Origin of the sequence: Iodidimonas sp. MBR-22, assembly GCF_029946565.1 — a bacterium.
In the GTDB taxonomy this organism is placed as follows: Bacteria; Pseudomonadota; Alphaproteobacteria; order Sphingomonadales; family Rhodothalassiaceae; genus Iodidimonas; species Iodidimonas nitroreducens.
On sequence record NZ_JARKVQ010000009.1, the window covers coordinates 100,364 to 115,228 of the forward strand.

The 14,865-nt window shown below is 55.8% G+C and carries 13 protein-coding genes; 9 read left to right on the forward strand and 4 right to left on the reverse strand.

Annotated features, from left to right (window positions below; translation table 11 throughout):
• The first annotated feature begins 14 nt into the window (after positions 1–14).
• The 9 genes from QK300_RS08630 (at position 15) to htpG (ending at position 10,339) form a co-directional block, all read left to right on the forward strand.
• A complete protein-coding gene (locus QK300_RS08630; RefSeq protein WP_281301288.1) occupies positions 15–1,334 on the forward strand; it encodes a PQQ-dependent sugar dehydrogenase in 1,320 nt (439 codons plus the stop codon).
• Positions 1,321–1,743 (forward strand): cytochrome c, encoded by a 423-nt coding sequence (locus QK300_RS08635; protein WP_281301289.1) that lies wholly within the window; start codon positions 1,321–1,323, stop codon positions 1,741–1,743. Before QK300_RS08630 ends, QK300_RS08635 begins: the two co-directional genes overlap by 14 nt.
• Before the next feature lie 308 nt (positions 1,744–2,051).
• Positions 2,052–2,693: a head GIN domain-containing protein gene (locus QK300_RS08640; RefSeq protein WP_281301290.1), complete on the forward strand. Its 642-nt coding sequence runs from the start codon at positions 2,052–2,054 to the stop codon at positions 2,691–2,693.
• A 121-nt stretch (positions 2,694–2,814) separates the two neighbouring features.
• Entirely contained in the window at positions 2,815–3,501 is a 687-nt protein-coding gene (locus tag QK300_RS08645) for a glutathione S-transferase N-terminal domain-containing protein (RefSeq protein ID WP_281301291.1), read from the forward strand.
• A 93-nt stretch (positions 3,502–3,594) separates the two neighbouring features.
• Positions 3,595–4,596 (forward strand): ABC transporter ATP-binding protein, encoded by a 1,002-nt coding sequence (locus tag QK300_RS08650; protein WP_281301292.1) that lies wholly within the window; start codon positions 3,595–3,597, stop codon positions 4,594–4,596.
• A complete protein-coding gene (locus tag QK300_RS08655) occupies positions 4,593–5,333 on the forward strand; it encodes an ABC transporter permease subunit (RefSeq protein ID WP_042086774.1) in 741 nt (246 codons plus the stop codon). The genes QK300_RS08650 and QK300_RS08655 overlap by 4 nt, the downstream gene beginning before the upstream one ends.
• The gene (locus QK300_RS08660; protein ID WP_281301293.1) at positions 5,326–7,248 is read left to right on the forward strand and encodes a Gldg family protein; all 1,923 of its coding nucleotides are present in this window, start codon (positions 5,326–5,328) and stop codon (positions 7,246–7,248) included. The genes QK300_RS08655 and QK300_RS08660 overlap by 8 nt, the downstream gene beginning before the upstream one ends.
• On the forward strand, positions 7,245–8,255 hold the full coding sequence (locus tag QK300_RS08665) for a DUF4340 domain-containing protein (RefSeq protein WP_281301294.1): 1,011 nt from the start codon (positions 7,245–7,247) through the stop codon (positions 8,253–8,255). Before QK300_RS08660 ends, QK300_RS08665 begins: the two co-directional genes overlap by 4 nt.
• A gap of 110 nt (positions 8,256–8,365) precedes the next feature.
• On the forward strand, positions 8,366–10,339 hold the full coding sequence (htpG, locus tag QK300_RS08670; RefSeq protein WP_281301295.1) for a molecular chaperone HtpG: 1,974 nt from the start codon (positions 8,366–8,368) through the stop codon (positions 10,337–10,339).
• Positions 10,340–10,457: 118 nt separating this feature from the next.
• Here htpG and QK300_RS08675 read toward each other — a convergent pair whose 3' ends face one another.
• The 4 genes from QK300_RS08675 to QK300_RS08690 form a co-directional block, all read right to left on the reverse strand.
• A complete protein-coding gene (locus tag QK300_RS08675) occupies positions 10,458–11,276 on the reverse strand; it encodes a cytochrome c1 (protein ID WP_281301296.1) in 819 nt (272 codons plus the stop codon).
• 20 nt (positions 11,277–11,296) lie between these two features.
• Positions 11,297–12,553: a cytochrome b/b6 gene (locus QK300_RS08680; RefSeq protein ID WP_281301297.1), complete on the reverse strand. Its 1,257-nt coding sequence runs from the start codon at positions 12,551–12,553 to the stop codon at positions 11,297–11,299.
• A gap of 13 nt (positions 12,554–12,566) precedes the next feature.
• On the reverse strand, positions 12,567–13,112 hold the full coding sequence (petA, locus tag QK300_RS08685) for a ubiquinol-cytochrome c reductase iron-sulfur subunit (RefSeq protein WP_042086782.1): 546 nt from the start codon (positions 13,110–13,112) through the stop codon (positions 12,567–12,569).
• Positions 13,113–13,534: 422 nt separating this feature from the next.
• Entirely contained in the window at positions 13,535–14,845 is a 1,311-nt protein-coding gene (locus tag QK300_RS08690) for a pitrilysin family protein (RefSeq protein ID WP_281301298.1), read from the reverse strand.
• Between the last annotated feature and the right edge of the window lie 20 nt (positions 14,846–14,865).

The following is a 14,865-nucleotide window of genomic DNA, read 5'->3' on the forward strand; positions in this document are numbered from 1 at the left end:
AAAGGAGGACCGTCATGAAACGCTGGCCCACATATTCACTGCTGATCCTTGGCTTGATGGCCCCGGCTCAACTCAGCGCACAGATACAAGATCCATCCGAGCAAAAGCAAGATAGGACGCAATGGTCGGCAGAAAGCGGCACAGTGGATAGCGATCTTTCGATCCGCCTGCCCAAGGGCTTCAAGGCCACCCTGTTTGCCGATGATCTGGGCCGGGCCCGGCATCTGGCGGTACGCGCCGATGGCACGGTTTATGCCTCGCTCTATGGCGAAAAGGATGGCGGCTGGCTGTGGGCGCTGAGCGATGATGATGGGGATGGCAAAGCGGATCGCCAAAAACTGTTTGGCGATTATGGCGGCACCGGTCTCGCCATCCATGATGGCTGGCTTTATTTCAGCTCGAACACGAAAATCGGTCGCTACAAGCTCGGGGATGATCCGGTACCCACCAGCGCGCCTGAAGTGATCGTCAGCGGCTTTCCCGAGCAAAGCCAGCATGCCACCAAGCCCATGACCTTTGATGGCAAGGGGGCGATGTTTGTCACGGTTGGCGCGCCCTCCAATGCCTGTCAGGAACGCGCCCGCACCCCGGGCAGTATGGGGCTGAAGCCTTGCCCGCAGCTAGAACTTCAGGCCGGAATCTGGCATTTTAATGCCAATGAAACGGGGCAGGTGCATGGCAAGGATGGCAGCCTTTATGCCACCGGCATTCGCAATGGGCTGGCCATGGATTGGAACAAAAGCGCCGATGCCCTTTATTTTCTCAGCCATGGTCGGGATCAATTGAGCCAGCTTTTCCCGCAATATTATAATGATCAGCAAAATGCCGAATTGCCTGCGGAAGAATTTCACAAGGCTTATGAAGGCAGCGATCATGGCTGGCCCTATAGCTATTGGGATCATATCCGGGGCGAACGGATGGTGGCACCGGAATATGGCGGCGATGGCAAAACACCGGTCACAGATGCCGATTATGCCGAACCGCTCAGTGTTTTCCCCGGCCATTGGGCGCCCAATGATCTGGTTTTCTATGATGGCAGTGCCTTTCCCGATGCTTTCCGGCATGGGGCGTTTATCGCCTTTCACGGAAGCTGGAATCGCGCCCCCCTGCCCCAGGCGGGCTATAATGTCGCCTTCATCCCCATGGATGCCGAGGGTTTGGTCACCGGCGAACCCATCATTTTTGCCGATGGTTTCAAGGGAACGGATGAACTCGCCTCGCCCCGCGCCGCCAAGCATCGCCCCACCGGCCTTGCTGTTGGCCCCGATGGCGCGCTTTATATTGCCGATGATGCCGCAGGGCGGATCTGGAAAGTCACCTATGAAGGCCGCTAGGGTCATTTTTGGCGGGCTGTTGCTCGCCGTCCCGGGGTCGCTTGCAGCGGCGGCCGACGATAGCCTGAGCACCCATGGCAAGGCGGTTTATGACCAGCATTGTCTGGTGTGCCATCAGGCCGATGGGGGCGGCGTTCCCAATATGCAGCCTGAATTATGGTCATCGCCCCGGCTTAATGGCCCGGCCCCGGCCCTGATCCGCTTCATTTTGCATGGCAGCGCCGATCTGCCGCCCGAACAGCGCAGCCATGATAATATCATGCCCGGCTTTGCCACGCTTTTTGATGAGGATCTGGCCGCCCTGTTGAGCTATCTGCGCCAGACATTCGATAATGAGGCCCCCGCCATCACAGCGGCGCAGATCGCCAGGGTCCGCGCCGCTGAACAGATGTCGGCAGATGACAGTTAAGAAACTATAAAGTACAAAATCACGGATCTTTGAGAAACTTTAGATAAGTTTTTTTATTGACATAGACATAAAATCCCGTACCCTGATTTCGTTGCATTCTATTTTGCAATTGCGGTCCCGATGCAATAGAGCGCTGCGTTCGTGGTTTTTTCCTGATCGTGCGCTTGAGCATTCCCCAAACTTCGCCCGCTGTGTTCATCACAGCGGGCTTTTTTAATGGCAGATGCACAGTCCTGACTTGCACAATATACTCATATTCGATATGTATAAATCTGTTATATGAATAACTCCGACAGTCAGGACATCCCATGTTGAAAAAGCGCATTCCCCTCACCATCCTTGCCCTACTGATGATGGGCGCCGCCCCATCCTTGGCTGAGCCCATCACCCAACAACGCGACCTGCCCGCCTTTGAAAAAATCCGCATCAAGGGGTCGATGGATGCCAATATCATGGTTGGCGGAAGCCAATCGGTTGCCATCAGGGCCGAACAGGATGATCAGGACCGCATCAAAACCAGCGTCAAAGACAAAACGCTGATCATCGATATGAAAGGCCGGTTCCGTTCATCCGATAAATTGCTGGCCACCATCAGCGTCCCCAATCTTGATGCCATCATGATCGATGGCTCATCGGATGCCAGCATCAAGGGCATTAAAACCGATCGTTTCTCTGCCAAAATCAGCGGCTCAGGCGATATTATGGCCGATGGCACCTGCGGTGCGGCCGATTATTCTATCAATGGTTCGGGGGATCTCGATATGCGTGCTTTGCGCTGCGATCAGGTGGCCATCGAAATCAATGGCTCGGGCGATGCCGATGTCTATGCGGGCAAGAGCATCTCGGTCGAGATCAATGGCTCGGGTGATGTCGAGGTTTCAGGCAAGCCACTGGTCAAATCTGTCTCGATTTCAGGATCGGGCAATTTTGAAATGCATGATGGCGATTAAAGCTTCATGCCCCTTGTCGGCCATCTGGTCCCGGCTGAATTCAACTTGATGGCTTGCGCTCCTTAGCCCGGAAAGGCACACTCCCCCGCGGCCAAACGAGACACCATGGGGAGAGGACATAATGCGCTTATTCGAATTGACCGGCAGCGATGAAGAACTGAGCTTTTCGCCATATGTGTGGCGCATTCGCATGGCGCTGGCCCATAAGGGGATCGAGCCCGAGCGGGTTTTTACCCGCTTTGGGGATAAATCAGCCTTTGCGCCCTCCGGCTCATCCACCGTGCCGGTGATCGAGGATCAGGGCCAATGGGTCAGTGATAGCTGGGCCATCGCCTGCTATCTGGAAGACAGCTATCCCGAACGGCCATCGCTTTTTGGCGGGGCCATTGGCCGGGGACAGGCTTTTTTCATGAAAAACTGGGTGGACCGGACGATTCTGGCAGGCTTGTTCCCGATGTTGGCGGCCGATATCTGCGCCTGCCTCGACCCCGAGGATCAGACCTATTTCCGCACCAGCCGGGAAAAACGCCTTGGCTCCCGTTTGGAAGACGTAAAAGCCAATCGCGAACAGGCCTTGCCGCGCTTTCGCCAAAGCCTTGATCCCCTGCGCGCCACCTTGAAGGATCAGCCCTTTATCTGCGGCGATCATCCGGCTTTTGCCGATTATCTGGCCTTTGGGGCTTTCGTCTGGGCCCATTGCTGCTCTGATTTTCAGGTTCTGGATGATGATGATCTGATCTGCCAATGGCGATCAGCCATGTTCGATCTTTATGGTGGCCTTGCCCGCTCGGCAAAAAGAGCCGTTTAGCGGCCTTTATTGATCGTCTTGATGTCCTAAATAAGAGAGGCGGCGGGGCGTTCAGCCCTGTTCCGTTTACCCAATTTTTCACCAGGATTTCATATGCACGAGAACAGTTTGATCAAAGCCCGCGGTTTAAGCCGCGCATTTGGCCCTTTTCTGGCTGTGGATGGTCTCTCCCTTGATGTTGGAAAAGGCGAGGTTCTGGGCTTTCTGGGCCCCAATGGTGCGGGCAAAACCACGAGCATGAAAATGCTCACCGGCTTTTTACCGGCAACAGCGGGCGATGTCGAAATCTGCGGCATCGATATCAAAAAAAATCCCGTTGCCGCCCGCCGCCATCTTGGTTATCTGCCCGAAGGGGCCCCCCTTTATGACGATATGACGGTGGATGCTTTTCTCCATTTCATCGCCCGGGCGCGGGGGATGGCGGGGGATGCGGCGGATCGGGCCTGCCAAAAGGCCGCGCGGGCCGTTAATCTTTTCTCGGTTCTGGGCCAGCCCATCGATACCCTGTCGAAAGGCTATCGCCGCCGGGTGGGCCTCGCTCAGGCCATCGTACATGATCCCGATGTGCTGATCCTTGACGAGCCCACCGATGGCCTTGATCCCAATCAGAAATATGAGGTCCGGCGGTTGATCGAACAGATGGCCCCGCATAAGGCGATTTTGATCTCCACCCATGTTCTGGAAGAAGTGGAAGCCCTGTGCACCCGGGCGGTGATCATTGATCGCGGGCGGATCGTGGCCGATGGCACCCCATCAGAGCTCAAATCCCGCTCCCGCTATCATCATGCCCTGATGATCGAGATCGACGAGAAGGATGCCGCACAAAGCCGCGCGGCTTTGGCCGACCTGCCCGGGCTTTCGGACATCGAACAGCTCGATGGACATGGCCTGAGCCGTCTCACCCTTTTTCCCGAAAAGGGAGGCGATATTCTGGATGCCGCCCGCCAGCGTCTTGGGGATCGCGGTATCATGATCCGCCAGATTTCGCTGGAAGCCGGACGGCTCGATGATGTATTTCGGGCGCTCACGCATAATGATCTCGCCCCCAATGATCTGGAAGAAAAGCGCCGCAAGGACACGGAGGACGCCGCATGACATCCGCCATGAGAAGCATTTTCCGCCGGGAATTTTCCAGCTATTTCGCCACCCCCGTCGCTTATGTGTTTATCGTGATCTATCTGATGCTTTCGGGGATCTTCACCTTTTATGTGGGGGGATTTTATGAACGCGGGCAGGCTGATCTATCCCCCTTCTTTACCTATCAACCCTGGCTGTTTTTGTTTTTGATCCCGGCCATTTCCATGCGCCTATGGGCCGAGGAACGCAAATCAGGGACCATCGAATTGCTGCTCACCTTGCCTTTGGGGGTGATGGATGCACTTTTAGGAAAATTTCTGGCCGCCTGGGCCTTTACCAGCATTGCCCTTTTGCTCACTTTTCCCATCTGGATCACGGTGAATTATCTGGGCGATCCTGATAATGGGGTGATTGCTGCCAGCTATATCGGGGCCATGCTGATGGCCGGGGGCTATTTATCCATTGGGGTGGCCATGTCGGCACTCACCCGCAATCAGGTGATCGCCTTTGTGCTGGCCATCGCATTTTGCTTCATTTTCACCATGAGCGGATTGCCCATCATCCTCAATTTTCTGGATGGCTGGGCGCCTGACTGGTTCATCACCCTGATCGCCAGCTTTTCCTTTCTCACCCATTTTTCCACCTTGTCGAAGGGGGTTCTGGATGTGGGCGATCTGCTCTATTTCTTCAGCCTGATGGCTTTATGGCTGTTTTTGGCCCATGTGATCATCGATGCCAAAAGGGAAGATGGCTGATATGTCGAAAACCATGGTTTCATCCCTGCTGGCCGGGGCTTTGGGGCTGATTTTATTCATTGCGGTGAATATCATTATCAATCAGGGTCTGGGCTCGGCCCGGATCGATCTCACCGAAGATCGGCTTTATTCCATTGCCGATGGCACCAGAACCGTGCTCGATGATCTGGATCGCCCCCTTGAGATCAGCTTTTTCTTCTCCCAAAGGGTGGCCCGGGATTATCCGCAGATCTTTTCCTATGGCCAGCGCATCCGCGATCTTTTGCGCGAATATGTGGCGCTGTCGGATGGGATGCTCACTTTGGAGATCATCGAGCCTGAACCCTTTTCCGAGGCCGAGGATCGCGCCGTGGCCGCAGGCCTGCAGGGCATCCCCACCGCATCGGGGGAGCAGATCTTCATGGGGCTGGTGGCCCGGGATCTGACCGATCAATCCGCCCTCATTTCCTATTTCAGCCAGGATCGGGCTGATTTTCTGGAATATGATCTCACCCGGCTGATCGCCACCATCGCCAATCCGGAAAAACCGATGATCGGCCTGATCACCAGCCTGCCGATGATCCCCACCGATTATGCAGGGCCGGGCAGGCCCGCACAACCCGGCTGGATGATCTATGAACAGCTCGATCAGCTTTTCGATCTCAAAAATCTTGGGCCTGATTTTACCGCCATTCCCGATGAAACCGATGCCCTTTTGATCGTTCATCCGCCCGCGCTTGATGATCGCCAGCTTTATGCCATTGATCAATATGTGATGGCGGGCGGCCATGTGGCCCTGTTCACCGATCCTTATGCCGAAAGTGCTTCGGGCTTTGATCTGATGATGGGCATGAGCGGGGGCGGCGCGCCGGAAAGCTCGTCATTGGCAAAGCTTACGAAAGCCTGGGGCTTTAGGATCACCGATGATCAGGTGGTTGGCGATGTGGATCTGGCCCAGCGGGTGAATATGGGCAGTGGCGGCCCCCGGGCGGTGCGGGATTATCCGCTTTGGCTGGCGGTGCGCGCCGAAATGATAGCGGGCGATGATCCGGTGAGCGCTAATCTCGAGCAGATCAATCTCGCCAGCAGCGGCGCCATCAGCCTTATCGAGGGATCGGGTTTGACTCTTGAGCCCCTCGTTTCCTCCAGCCCGGTCTCGGCCCTGTTGCCCGGTTCTGTGGCCCGGGGGATGCCCGATCCCGATCAGGTGATGCGAATGATCACTCCAGATAATCAAAGCCATGTGCTGATTGCCCGGATCAGCGGGGTGCTCGATAGTGCCTTTCCCGATGGCCCGCCGGCAAATGACGAAGAAGACTACGATGATGAGGGGACACAGGAACCCGGCGCACAAACCCATCTCGCCCGATCACAAGGGGAAATCAGCCTGATCGTGGGCGCAGACAGCGATTTTTTCGATGATCGCTTCTGGGTGCAGATACAGGAATTTTTTGGCGAGCGCATCCCCGTGCCCATTGCCGATAATGCCAATTTTTTAATCAATGCGATGGAACAGCTCAGCGGTTCTGAAGCGCTGATCGGCCTGCGCAGCCGGGGCGTGACCCAGCGCCCCTTCAGCCGGGTTGAAGCCATTCGCCGTCAGGCGGAAGCCCGCTATCGTGAAAAAGAAGAAAATCTGCAAGCCGAACTCGCCCAAACCGAAGCACGGCTGGCCGATCTGCAATCCGCCACCATGGATGGAGAAGTGCGTTTCTCCGCCGAGCAGGATGCCGAAATCCAGCGCTTCCGCCAGCGGACCCTCGATATTCGCCAAGACCTGCGCGAAGTGCAGCGCAATCTGATCGAAGACATCACCATGCTGGGGCGGACCCTGGCCCTGATCAACATCATTCTCGTGCCGGCTCTGCTGATACTTCTGGCGCTGGGGCTGGGTTTCTGGCGGCGTCGGCTGCGTGCGCGAAAGAGCATCTCATGACTGAAAAACAAACATCCATTCTGGGCTTTCTCACCCTTTTTGCCGTTTTGGCCGCAATCTGGCTGATCCTGGGCGAAAACAAGCCCATCTCGTCCATGCACGATGAACGCCTGTTTCCCGATCTTTCCCCAAAGCTGCTCGATGTAGAGAGCATCACCATCCGCAATCCCGGTAATAGCGTGCAGCTTATCCGCCGCGATGGCCTGTGGCTGATCGAGGAAAAACAGGGCCATCCGGCAGATCAGGCCCTGATCGGCAGGCTTTTGCGCAGCCTGGCGGATGCCCGCATCAAGCTTGCCAAAACCAGCGATCCGGCCCTTTATGATCGCATCGGGCTTGATCCTGAGCAGGCCACGCGCCTGAGCCTGATGGATCAGGATGGAGAGACAATGGCAAGCCTTGATATCGGCAACCGAGAGGCAAATAATCGCCAGTTCGACAGCTTTGTGCGCCCCCTTGATGGCCCCCGCAGCTATCTGGTAAAGGGCCTGCCGGAAATCCGCCCGGAAGCATCAACTTGGCTGGATCCGGTTATTTTCCAGCTTGATCAAACCCGCATTACCCGCATCGAGATTGTCCATCGGGATGGCGAACGCATCCTGATCAAACGCGATGATCCCGGCGATCCGCTCGGGCTGACCGATCTTGCCCCGGATGAACAGCCAAAGCCCACCATGCCCGGCAATCTGGTGGCCGCAGCCTTTAGAGAATTGCGCGCCGAAGATGTGCGCCCGGCATCTGATTTCACAGAACAATCCCCAAAAGCTTCAATCGGGCTGGTGACATTCGAGGGCGACAGCATGGATATGACGCTTTATGAGGCGGCGGATGAAACGGGGGATATGTGGGCCATTCTCACCATGGATGCGGCCCTTGATCAGCAGGCTATCAGCCTTGATCGGGCCCGCTGGGCCTATCGCCTGCCCGCCGCTACATCCTTTTCCCTGATCAAATCGCGCGATGATCTGGTCACAAAAGATGGCGGGAAAAAGGATGATGGGGCTTGACCCCGCGCGCCGCCGCCCCAAATCCACATCATCATCATAATGAAGCCTGATCAGATCAGCATAATCAAACCGGGTGCCCCTCAGCATCCGGTGATAAAAGAGGATAGAGGATGACACGGCAAGCCCAGATAGACCCAGACCATCAGCCCGCCGCCAAAAACCCTGAAAACCATGAGGAACGGCGCGGTTTTGAAGCGGAAGTCTCCCGCCTGCTGAAGCTGATGGTGCATTCCGTTTATTCTGATCGCGATATCTTTTTACGCGAACTTGTCTCAAATGCCTGCGATGCCTGCGACAAGCTGCGCTATGAAGCGCTGACCAAGCCCGAGTTGCAGGCGGGCGAAGGCGATTTTTCCATCCAAATCAGCATCGATAAAAAAGCAGCGATCCTGCGGATTTCCGATAATGGGATCGGAATGGATCATGATGATCTGATCAATCATCTGGGCACCATTGCCCGCTCGGGCACTGCCGCTTTTCTGGAGCAGGCAAGCGGCGATCAAAAGCCTGATCTGTCCCTGATCGGGCAATTTGGCGTGGGCTTTTATTCCAGCTTCATGGTGGCTGATAGCGTGCGGGTGATCAGCCGCAAAGCCGGCAGTGCGGATGCCTGGGAATGGGAAAGCGATGGCGAGGGCAGCTATGTGATGCGGCCAGCCAACCGCGATCAGCATGGCACCAGCATTGATGTGCATCTGAAAGCCGATGCCAAAGAGTATCTGGAGCCATCCCGCCTGCGCGCCATCCTGCAGCGCTATTCCGATCATATCTCGGTGCCGATCTATCTGGACGATGGCGATCCCAAATCCGAGCAGACTGCGGATGAAGCGCCAAAGCCGGTGAATGATGGCTCAGCCCTTTGGGTGCGCCCGAAATCAGAAATTACCCCGGAGCTTTACACCGCCTTTTACCAGCATGTGGCCCATGCCTATGATGAACCGGCGCTGGTTCTTCATACCAGGGCAGAAGGGGTGATTTCCTATACCGCCTTGCTGTTCATCCCCCAGAATCGGCCGATGGATCTGTTTGATCCGGCGCGCAAACCCCGGGTGAAGCTTTATGTGAAGCGGGTGTTCATCAGCGATGACAATGAAGACCTGCTGCCCGGCTATCTGCGCTTTTTCAAAGGGGTGGTGGATAGCGAGGATCTCAGCCTTAATATCAGCCGGGAAATGCTTCAGCAAAATCCGGTGGTGCGCCGCATCCGCAAGGCCCTGACCAACAAGGCTTTGGCCGAGCTTCAAAAAACTGCAGATAAAGACAGCGATCGCTATGGCAAAATCTGGGATGCCTTTGGCGCGGTTTTGAAAGAAGGGCTTTATGAAGATGCCGACCGCCGTCCGGCCCTTTTGAAGCTGGCGCGTTTCCGCTCCACCCATGCGGACGGTTTGATCTCGCTGGCCGATTATCTGGGGCGAATGAAGGAGAATCAAAAAGCCATCTATTATGTGACCGGCAATGATCTGGCCGCCGTCCGGCGCTCCCCACAGCTTGAAGGCTTTCGTGCCCGGGATGTCGAGGTTTTGTTGCTCTGTGATCCGGTGGATGAATTCTGGCTCTCGGCGGTCAATGCTTATGAAGACAAGCCCCTCAAATCGATCACCCGTGGGGGTTCTGATCTGAAGGATCTGGGGCCAAAAGACCCCTCGGCGAATGCGGAGGCAAAAGATAAGGATGCCAGCGATCGCCATGATGCCGCGATAGACAGTCTCATCACCGCGCTCAAATCCCTTTTGGGGGATCAGATATCGGATGTGCGGAGTTCGGATCGGTTGACACAAACCGCTGCCTGCCTCGTGGCCGAAGACAATGGCCTTGATCTGCATCTGGAACGCATTTTGCGCCAGCATCAACAGCTTGATCAGATGGCCATGGGCAAAATCCTTGAGATCAACCCCGATCACAGCCTGATCAAAGCCATGGCCGCCCAATGCGCCAGCAAAGAAGGATATGACCGCTTGGCAGACAGCGCCGAACTTCTGCTGGATCAGGCCCGCATTTTAGAAGGCGAAGGCCCCACCGACCCCACAGCCTTTGCCCAGCGCCTTGCCCGCCTGATGGAACAGGGCCTGCCGAGCCAATAAACGGCGCGGCGCTCTACGCGAGACATCGAAGGCCAAAGAAAACGCCCGCAGCCTGATGACAGGTGCGGGCGTTTGGTTTTTCGGGCAGTGGGGCGGAAAGGCCAAAATCAAGCGCGGATCAGGCTTTCCCATCCTTGCCAACCCAAGGCATGGCGCCTTTTTTGACAGGCCGCCAGATCCGGCGATTGGTGAGATAAAGCAGCACCACGAAAATCGACATGAAGATCATGAAAGAAAAGCCGATGGATTTGCGTTCTTCCATCGAAGGCTCGGCAAGCCAGGCCAGAAAAACCGTCACATCCTTCGACATCTGTTCGATGGTGGCTTCAGTACCATCTGCATAGCCGACCATGTCGTCATAAAGGGGCTGGGGCATGGCAATCTTATAGCCGGGCATATAGGCATTGTAATATTGCCCCGGGCCCAATTCGATATCCACCGGTGGCTCTTCATAGCCGGTGAGCAGGGAATAGAGATAAGCCGCGCCATCAGGCCGGGCCTTCACGATCACCGATAAATCCGGGGGATAGGCCCCACCATTGGCCGCACGGGCGGCATTCTGATTGGGGAAAGGCGCGGGCATCCGATCCGAAAGCTTGCCCGGACGCTCGAACATATCGCCAAAATCATCGGGGCCATCGGTGATCTGATATTCTGCGGCAATGGCTTTGGCCATCTCCTCGGAATAGCCAATGCCCTCAAGATTGCGAAAGGCAAAATATTGGGCGCTATGACAGGATGCACAGATTTCCCGATACACCTGAAAACCGCGCTGGGCTGCAGCCCGATCAAAGGTGCCGAAAGGCCCTTCAAAGCTGAAGGAAATATCTTTCAGCTTGACCGCTGCGCCCGCCGCCAGAGCAGAGGGAGCCAATCCGACATTGGCAAAACCAAGGCTGGCCACAAGGCCAAGGATGAACGTTTTCTTGATGCGCATTGCGTTTTCTCCTGGCCCTGTCATTCAGCCGGCTGGGCGGCTGGTTTTGCCCCTGCCTTATCACCCAGAACCGCTTGCGCGATCGACTGTGGCAATGGCTTTGTTTTTTCAACTTTCCCAAGGATCGGCAGAATCAGCAGGAAATGCGCGAAATAATAGGCCGTTGCCAACTGCCCGATCAAAACCCATGCCCCTTCCGGCGGATAGGCACCGACCACGCCCAGCACCACACAATCCACCACCAGAAGCCAGAAAAACATCTTATAGGCCGGGCGGAAAATCGCCGAACGGATTTTCGAGGTATCGAGCCAGGGCAGGAAGAACAAAAGCCCCACAGCGGCAAACATCAGTAACACGCCGCCCAGCTTATCGGGCACGGCCCGCAGGATCGCGTAAAAGGGCAGGAAATACCATTCCGGCACGATATGCGCGGGCGTCACCATGGGATCAGCCGGAATATAATTATCGGGATGGCCAAGGGAATTGGGCATGTAAAAAACGAACAGGCCGAAAAAGATCAGGAAAACCCCAACGCCCAGTGCATCTTTTGCGGTGTAATAGGGATGGAAGGGCACCTGATCCTGCGGCCCCTTCACATCAATGCCCAAAGGATTGTTCGATCCCGGCAGATGCAAAGCCCAGATATGTAAGATCACCACCCCCACAATCACGAAAGGCAACAGATAATGGAGCGAGAAAAAGCGCTGCAAGGTTGGCTGATCAACCGAAAAACCGCCCCATAAGAAGGTGACGATCTGATCGCCCACCATAGGAATGGCGGAAAACAGATTGGTGATCACCGTGGCGCCCCAAAAGCTCATCTGCCCCCAGGGAAGCACATAGCCCATGAAAGCGGTGGCCATCATCAACAGCAGGATCACCACGCCCAGCATCCATAAAACCTCGCGCGGGGCTTTATAAGAGCCATAATAAAGGCCGCGAAAAATATGGATGAACACCACGATAAAGAACATCGAAGCGCCATTGGCGTGAATATAGCGCAAAAGCCAGCCATAATTCACATCGCGCATGATATGCTCGACGGAATTGAAAGCCCCGGCAACGGTGGGGGTATAGTGCATGGCCAGAACGATGCCGGTGGCAATCTGAATGACCAGACACAAACCGGCAAGGCTGCCGAAATTCCAGAAATAATTGAGATTACGCGGTGCCGGATAACCGGCCCCCAAGGATCCATGAACCAAAGACAAAATGGGCAGGCGGTCATCGAACCAGCGCAGCGCACCATTTTTTGGCTTGAAGCTTCCCGTTGACATTCTTTAACGCTCCTTAGCCGATCAAGATACGGTCGTCGCTGATGAATTGATAATCCGGAACTTCCAGATTGAGCGGTGCCGGGCCTTTGCGAATCCGCCCTGCGGTATCATAATGTGATCCATGGCAGGGGCAGAACCAGCCGCCAAATTCACCGGCCTCGCCCAGCGGAATGCACCCCAGATGGGTGCACACGCCCACCATCACCAGCCATTGTTCATGGCCGGGTTTGGTTCGCTCTGCGTCGGTTTGCGGATCGCGGAGATTGGAAATATCAACGGCTTTCGCTTCCGCCACTTCTTTTTCGGTGCGATTGCGCACAAAAACCGGCTTGCCCCGCCACATCACCTTGATCGACTGGCCGGGCGCGATGGCACTGATATCCACCTCGGCAGAGGCGAGAGCCAAAGTATCCTTTGACGGGTTCATCTGATGGATGAATGGCCACACGGCATAAGCCGCGCCCACCGCCCCCATCGCCGTTGTCGCGATATAGAGAAAATCACGGCGTGTGGTGCCGTTTTCATCGCTCTGTTCAACCGTGCTCGGGTTGCTGCTCATCTTTTCGTCCCACTCCTCGCCCCAATCATGCCGTACAAAGCTTTTCAAACCAGAGACTGAAAGGCTTCGCTTCCCGTTCCGGGCCGATTTGAAGGCCCGTTTCTGGTAAAAATATCACGTCTATCTATCGTTATCCGGCACCCGCTCCTATGCGACAAGGGGTCACGCAGGGGCCGACACCGCCAAGAGACAGCCGGATCAAAGACAAGCGAGGTTTAGCCGGACCCTAGACATATTGCAATATTTAAACCCGCGATCCCTTTGGATCAGAAGTTTTTGCGTGTCCATATCGTCTTAATGCCCCCCGCCTGTAGCTGACCCGGCCCGCAGGAGCGATCCGCTTTATCTTGGCGCTCTATTCGGCAAGAATTTATGGCGCTGTGATCTTAGCTCGTGATCTTAGCGTGTGATCTGGCTGCTTCTTAGCCCGCCTTGAACAAAGCCTCTACCCGATCCGGATCGGGCAAAGTGCCCCGCCGCCCAACGCTGGCGATGCTCAGCGCCCCTTCAGACAAAAGCCGCTCGCATACCGAAACCAAAGCGCGGGCATCCACCGCCTCTATCTTGGCCACCATTTCTGCGGGGCTGATGAAGCGATCAAACAGATGATATTGCCGGGCCATATGCTCGATCCGCGCCGATGTGCTTTCAAGGGACATCAAAATCCCGGCCTTCAACTGTGCCCGGGCACGGGCGATTTCAACTTCAGGGGCATGATCGGCCATGGCCAGCATTTCTCCGGCCATAACCTGCAAAAGCTCGCCCGCCTGCTCGGGGGATGTGCCGGCATAAATCCCGAACAATCCGCCATCCACATGGGAATTGAGGAAGCTGTAAACCGTATAAGCTAGGCCGCGCTGCTCTCGCACCTCTTGAAACAGGCGCGATGACATGCCGCCGCCCAAAAGGGTCGAGAAAACCTGGCTTGCATAATAATCGGGATCATCAAATGAAACCGAAGGAAAGCCCAGAGTGATGTGCAATTGTTCCGTTTCACGGTCTTTATGATAGGCCCCGCCCTGATAGCGGGCAGGCTCGAAGGGCGTGGGGCTGCCCGTGGGGATGGCTGCGAACAGATTTTCCGCCAAATCCACCACCGCCTGATGATCGATATGCCCGGCCACGCTGAGGATGGTATTATCGCTGCGATAACGGCTTTTCAAAAAACGCTTGACCGCATCGGCCTGAAATCCCCGCACCCGTTCGCGGCTGCCCAGAATCGGTCGGCCAAGGGGCTGATCGGGATAGGCCACATCCTGCAGATAATCATGGATGATATCATCGGGCGTATCTTCCGCCTGCCCGATTTCCTGCAACACCACATCGCGTTCGCGATCAAGCTCAAGGGGATCAATCTGGGCATTGAGAAAAAGATCGGCGAGAATATCCATCGCCAAAGGCACATCATTTTTCAAAATCTTGGCATAAAACATCGTGTGATCGCGCGAGGTATAGGCATTGAGATGGCCGCCCACCGTCTCGATTTCCTCGGCAATATCGCGGGCACTGCGCCGGGCTGTCCCCTTGAACAGCATATGTTCCAAAAGATGCGACATCCCGTTTTCAGATGCCGCCTCGCAGCGTGCCCCGCTATCCACCATCAGCCCGATCGAGGCGGATTCCACCGATGGCATATGATCCGTGACAACCCGCAAACCATTGGACAAGCGGGTGAGACGGGGCGCTCCGTGATCCTGTTGGCTGCCATCAGGGTGAAATTGATTGTGAAGCACGTCTAAATCCTTGATCTTGC

What these genes read in the sequence shown, in the direction of transcription:
- QK300_RS08680 (WP_281301297.1), bottom strand. Translation starts at nt 12,553, where the DNA reads ATGTCAACGGGAAGCTTCAAGCCAAAAAATGGTGCGCTGCGCTGGTTC.
- QK300_RS08645 (WP_281301291.1), top strand. Translation starts at nt 2,815, where the DNA reads ATGCGCTTATTCGAATTGACCGGCAGCGATGAAGAACTGAGCTTTTCG.
- QK300_RS08675 (WP_281301296.1), bottom strand. Translation starts at nt 11,276, where the DNA reads ATGCGCATCAAGAAAACGTTCATCCTTGGCCTTGTGGCCAGCCTTGGT.
- QK300_RS08665 (WP_281301294.1), top strand. Translation starts at nt 7,245, where the DNA reads ATGACTGAAAAACAAACATCCATTCTGGGCTTTCTCACCCTTTTTGCC.
- QK300_RS08640 (WP_281301290.1), top strand. Translation starts at nt 2,052, where the DNA reads ATGTTGAAAAAGCGCATTCCCCTCACCATCCTTGCCCTACTGATGATG.
- htpG (WP_281301295.1), top strand. Translation starts at nt 8,366, where the DNA reads ATGACACGGCAAGCCCAGATAGACCCAGACCATCAGCCCGCCGCCAAA.
- QK300_RS08630 (WP_281301288.1), top strand. Translation starts at nt 15, where the DNA reads ATGAAACGCTGGCCCACATATTCACTGCTGATCCTTGGCTTGATGGCC.
- petA (WP_042086782.1), bottom strand. Translation starts at nt 13,112, where the DNA reads ATGAGCAGCAACCCGAGCACGGTTGAACAGAGCGATGAAAACGGCACC.
- QK300_RS08650 (WP_281301292.1), top strand. Translation starts at nt 3,595, where the DNA reads ATGCACGAGAACAGTTTGATCAAAGCCCGCGGTTTAAGCCGCGCATTT.
- QK300_RS08635 (WP_281301289.1), top strand. Translation starts at nt 1,321, where the DNA reads ATGAAGGCCGCTAGGGTCATTTTTGGCGGGCTGTTGCTCGCCGTCCCG.
- QK300_RS08660 (WP_281301293.1), top strand. Translation starts at nt 5,326, where the DNA reads ATGGCTGATATGTCGAAAACCATGGTTTCATCCCTGCTGGCCGGGGCT.
- QK300_RS08655 (WP_042086774.1), top strand. Translation starts at nt 4,593, where the DNA reads ATGACATCCGCCATGAGAAGCATTTTCCGCCGGGAATTTTCCAGCTAT.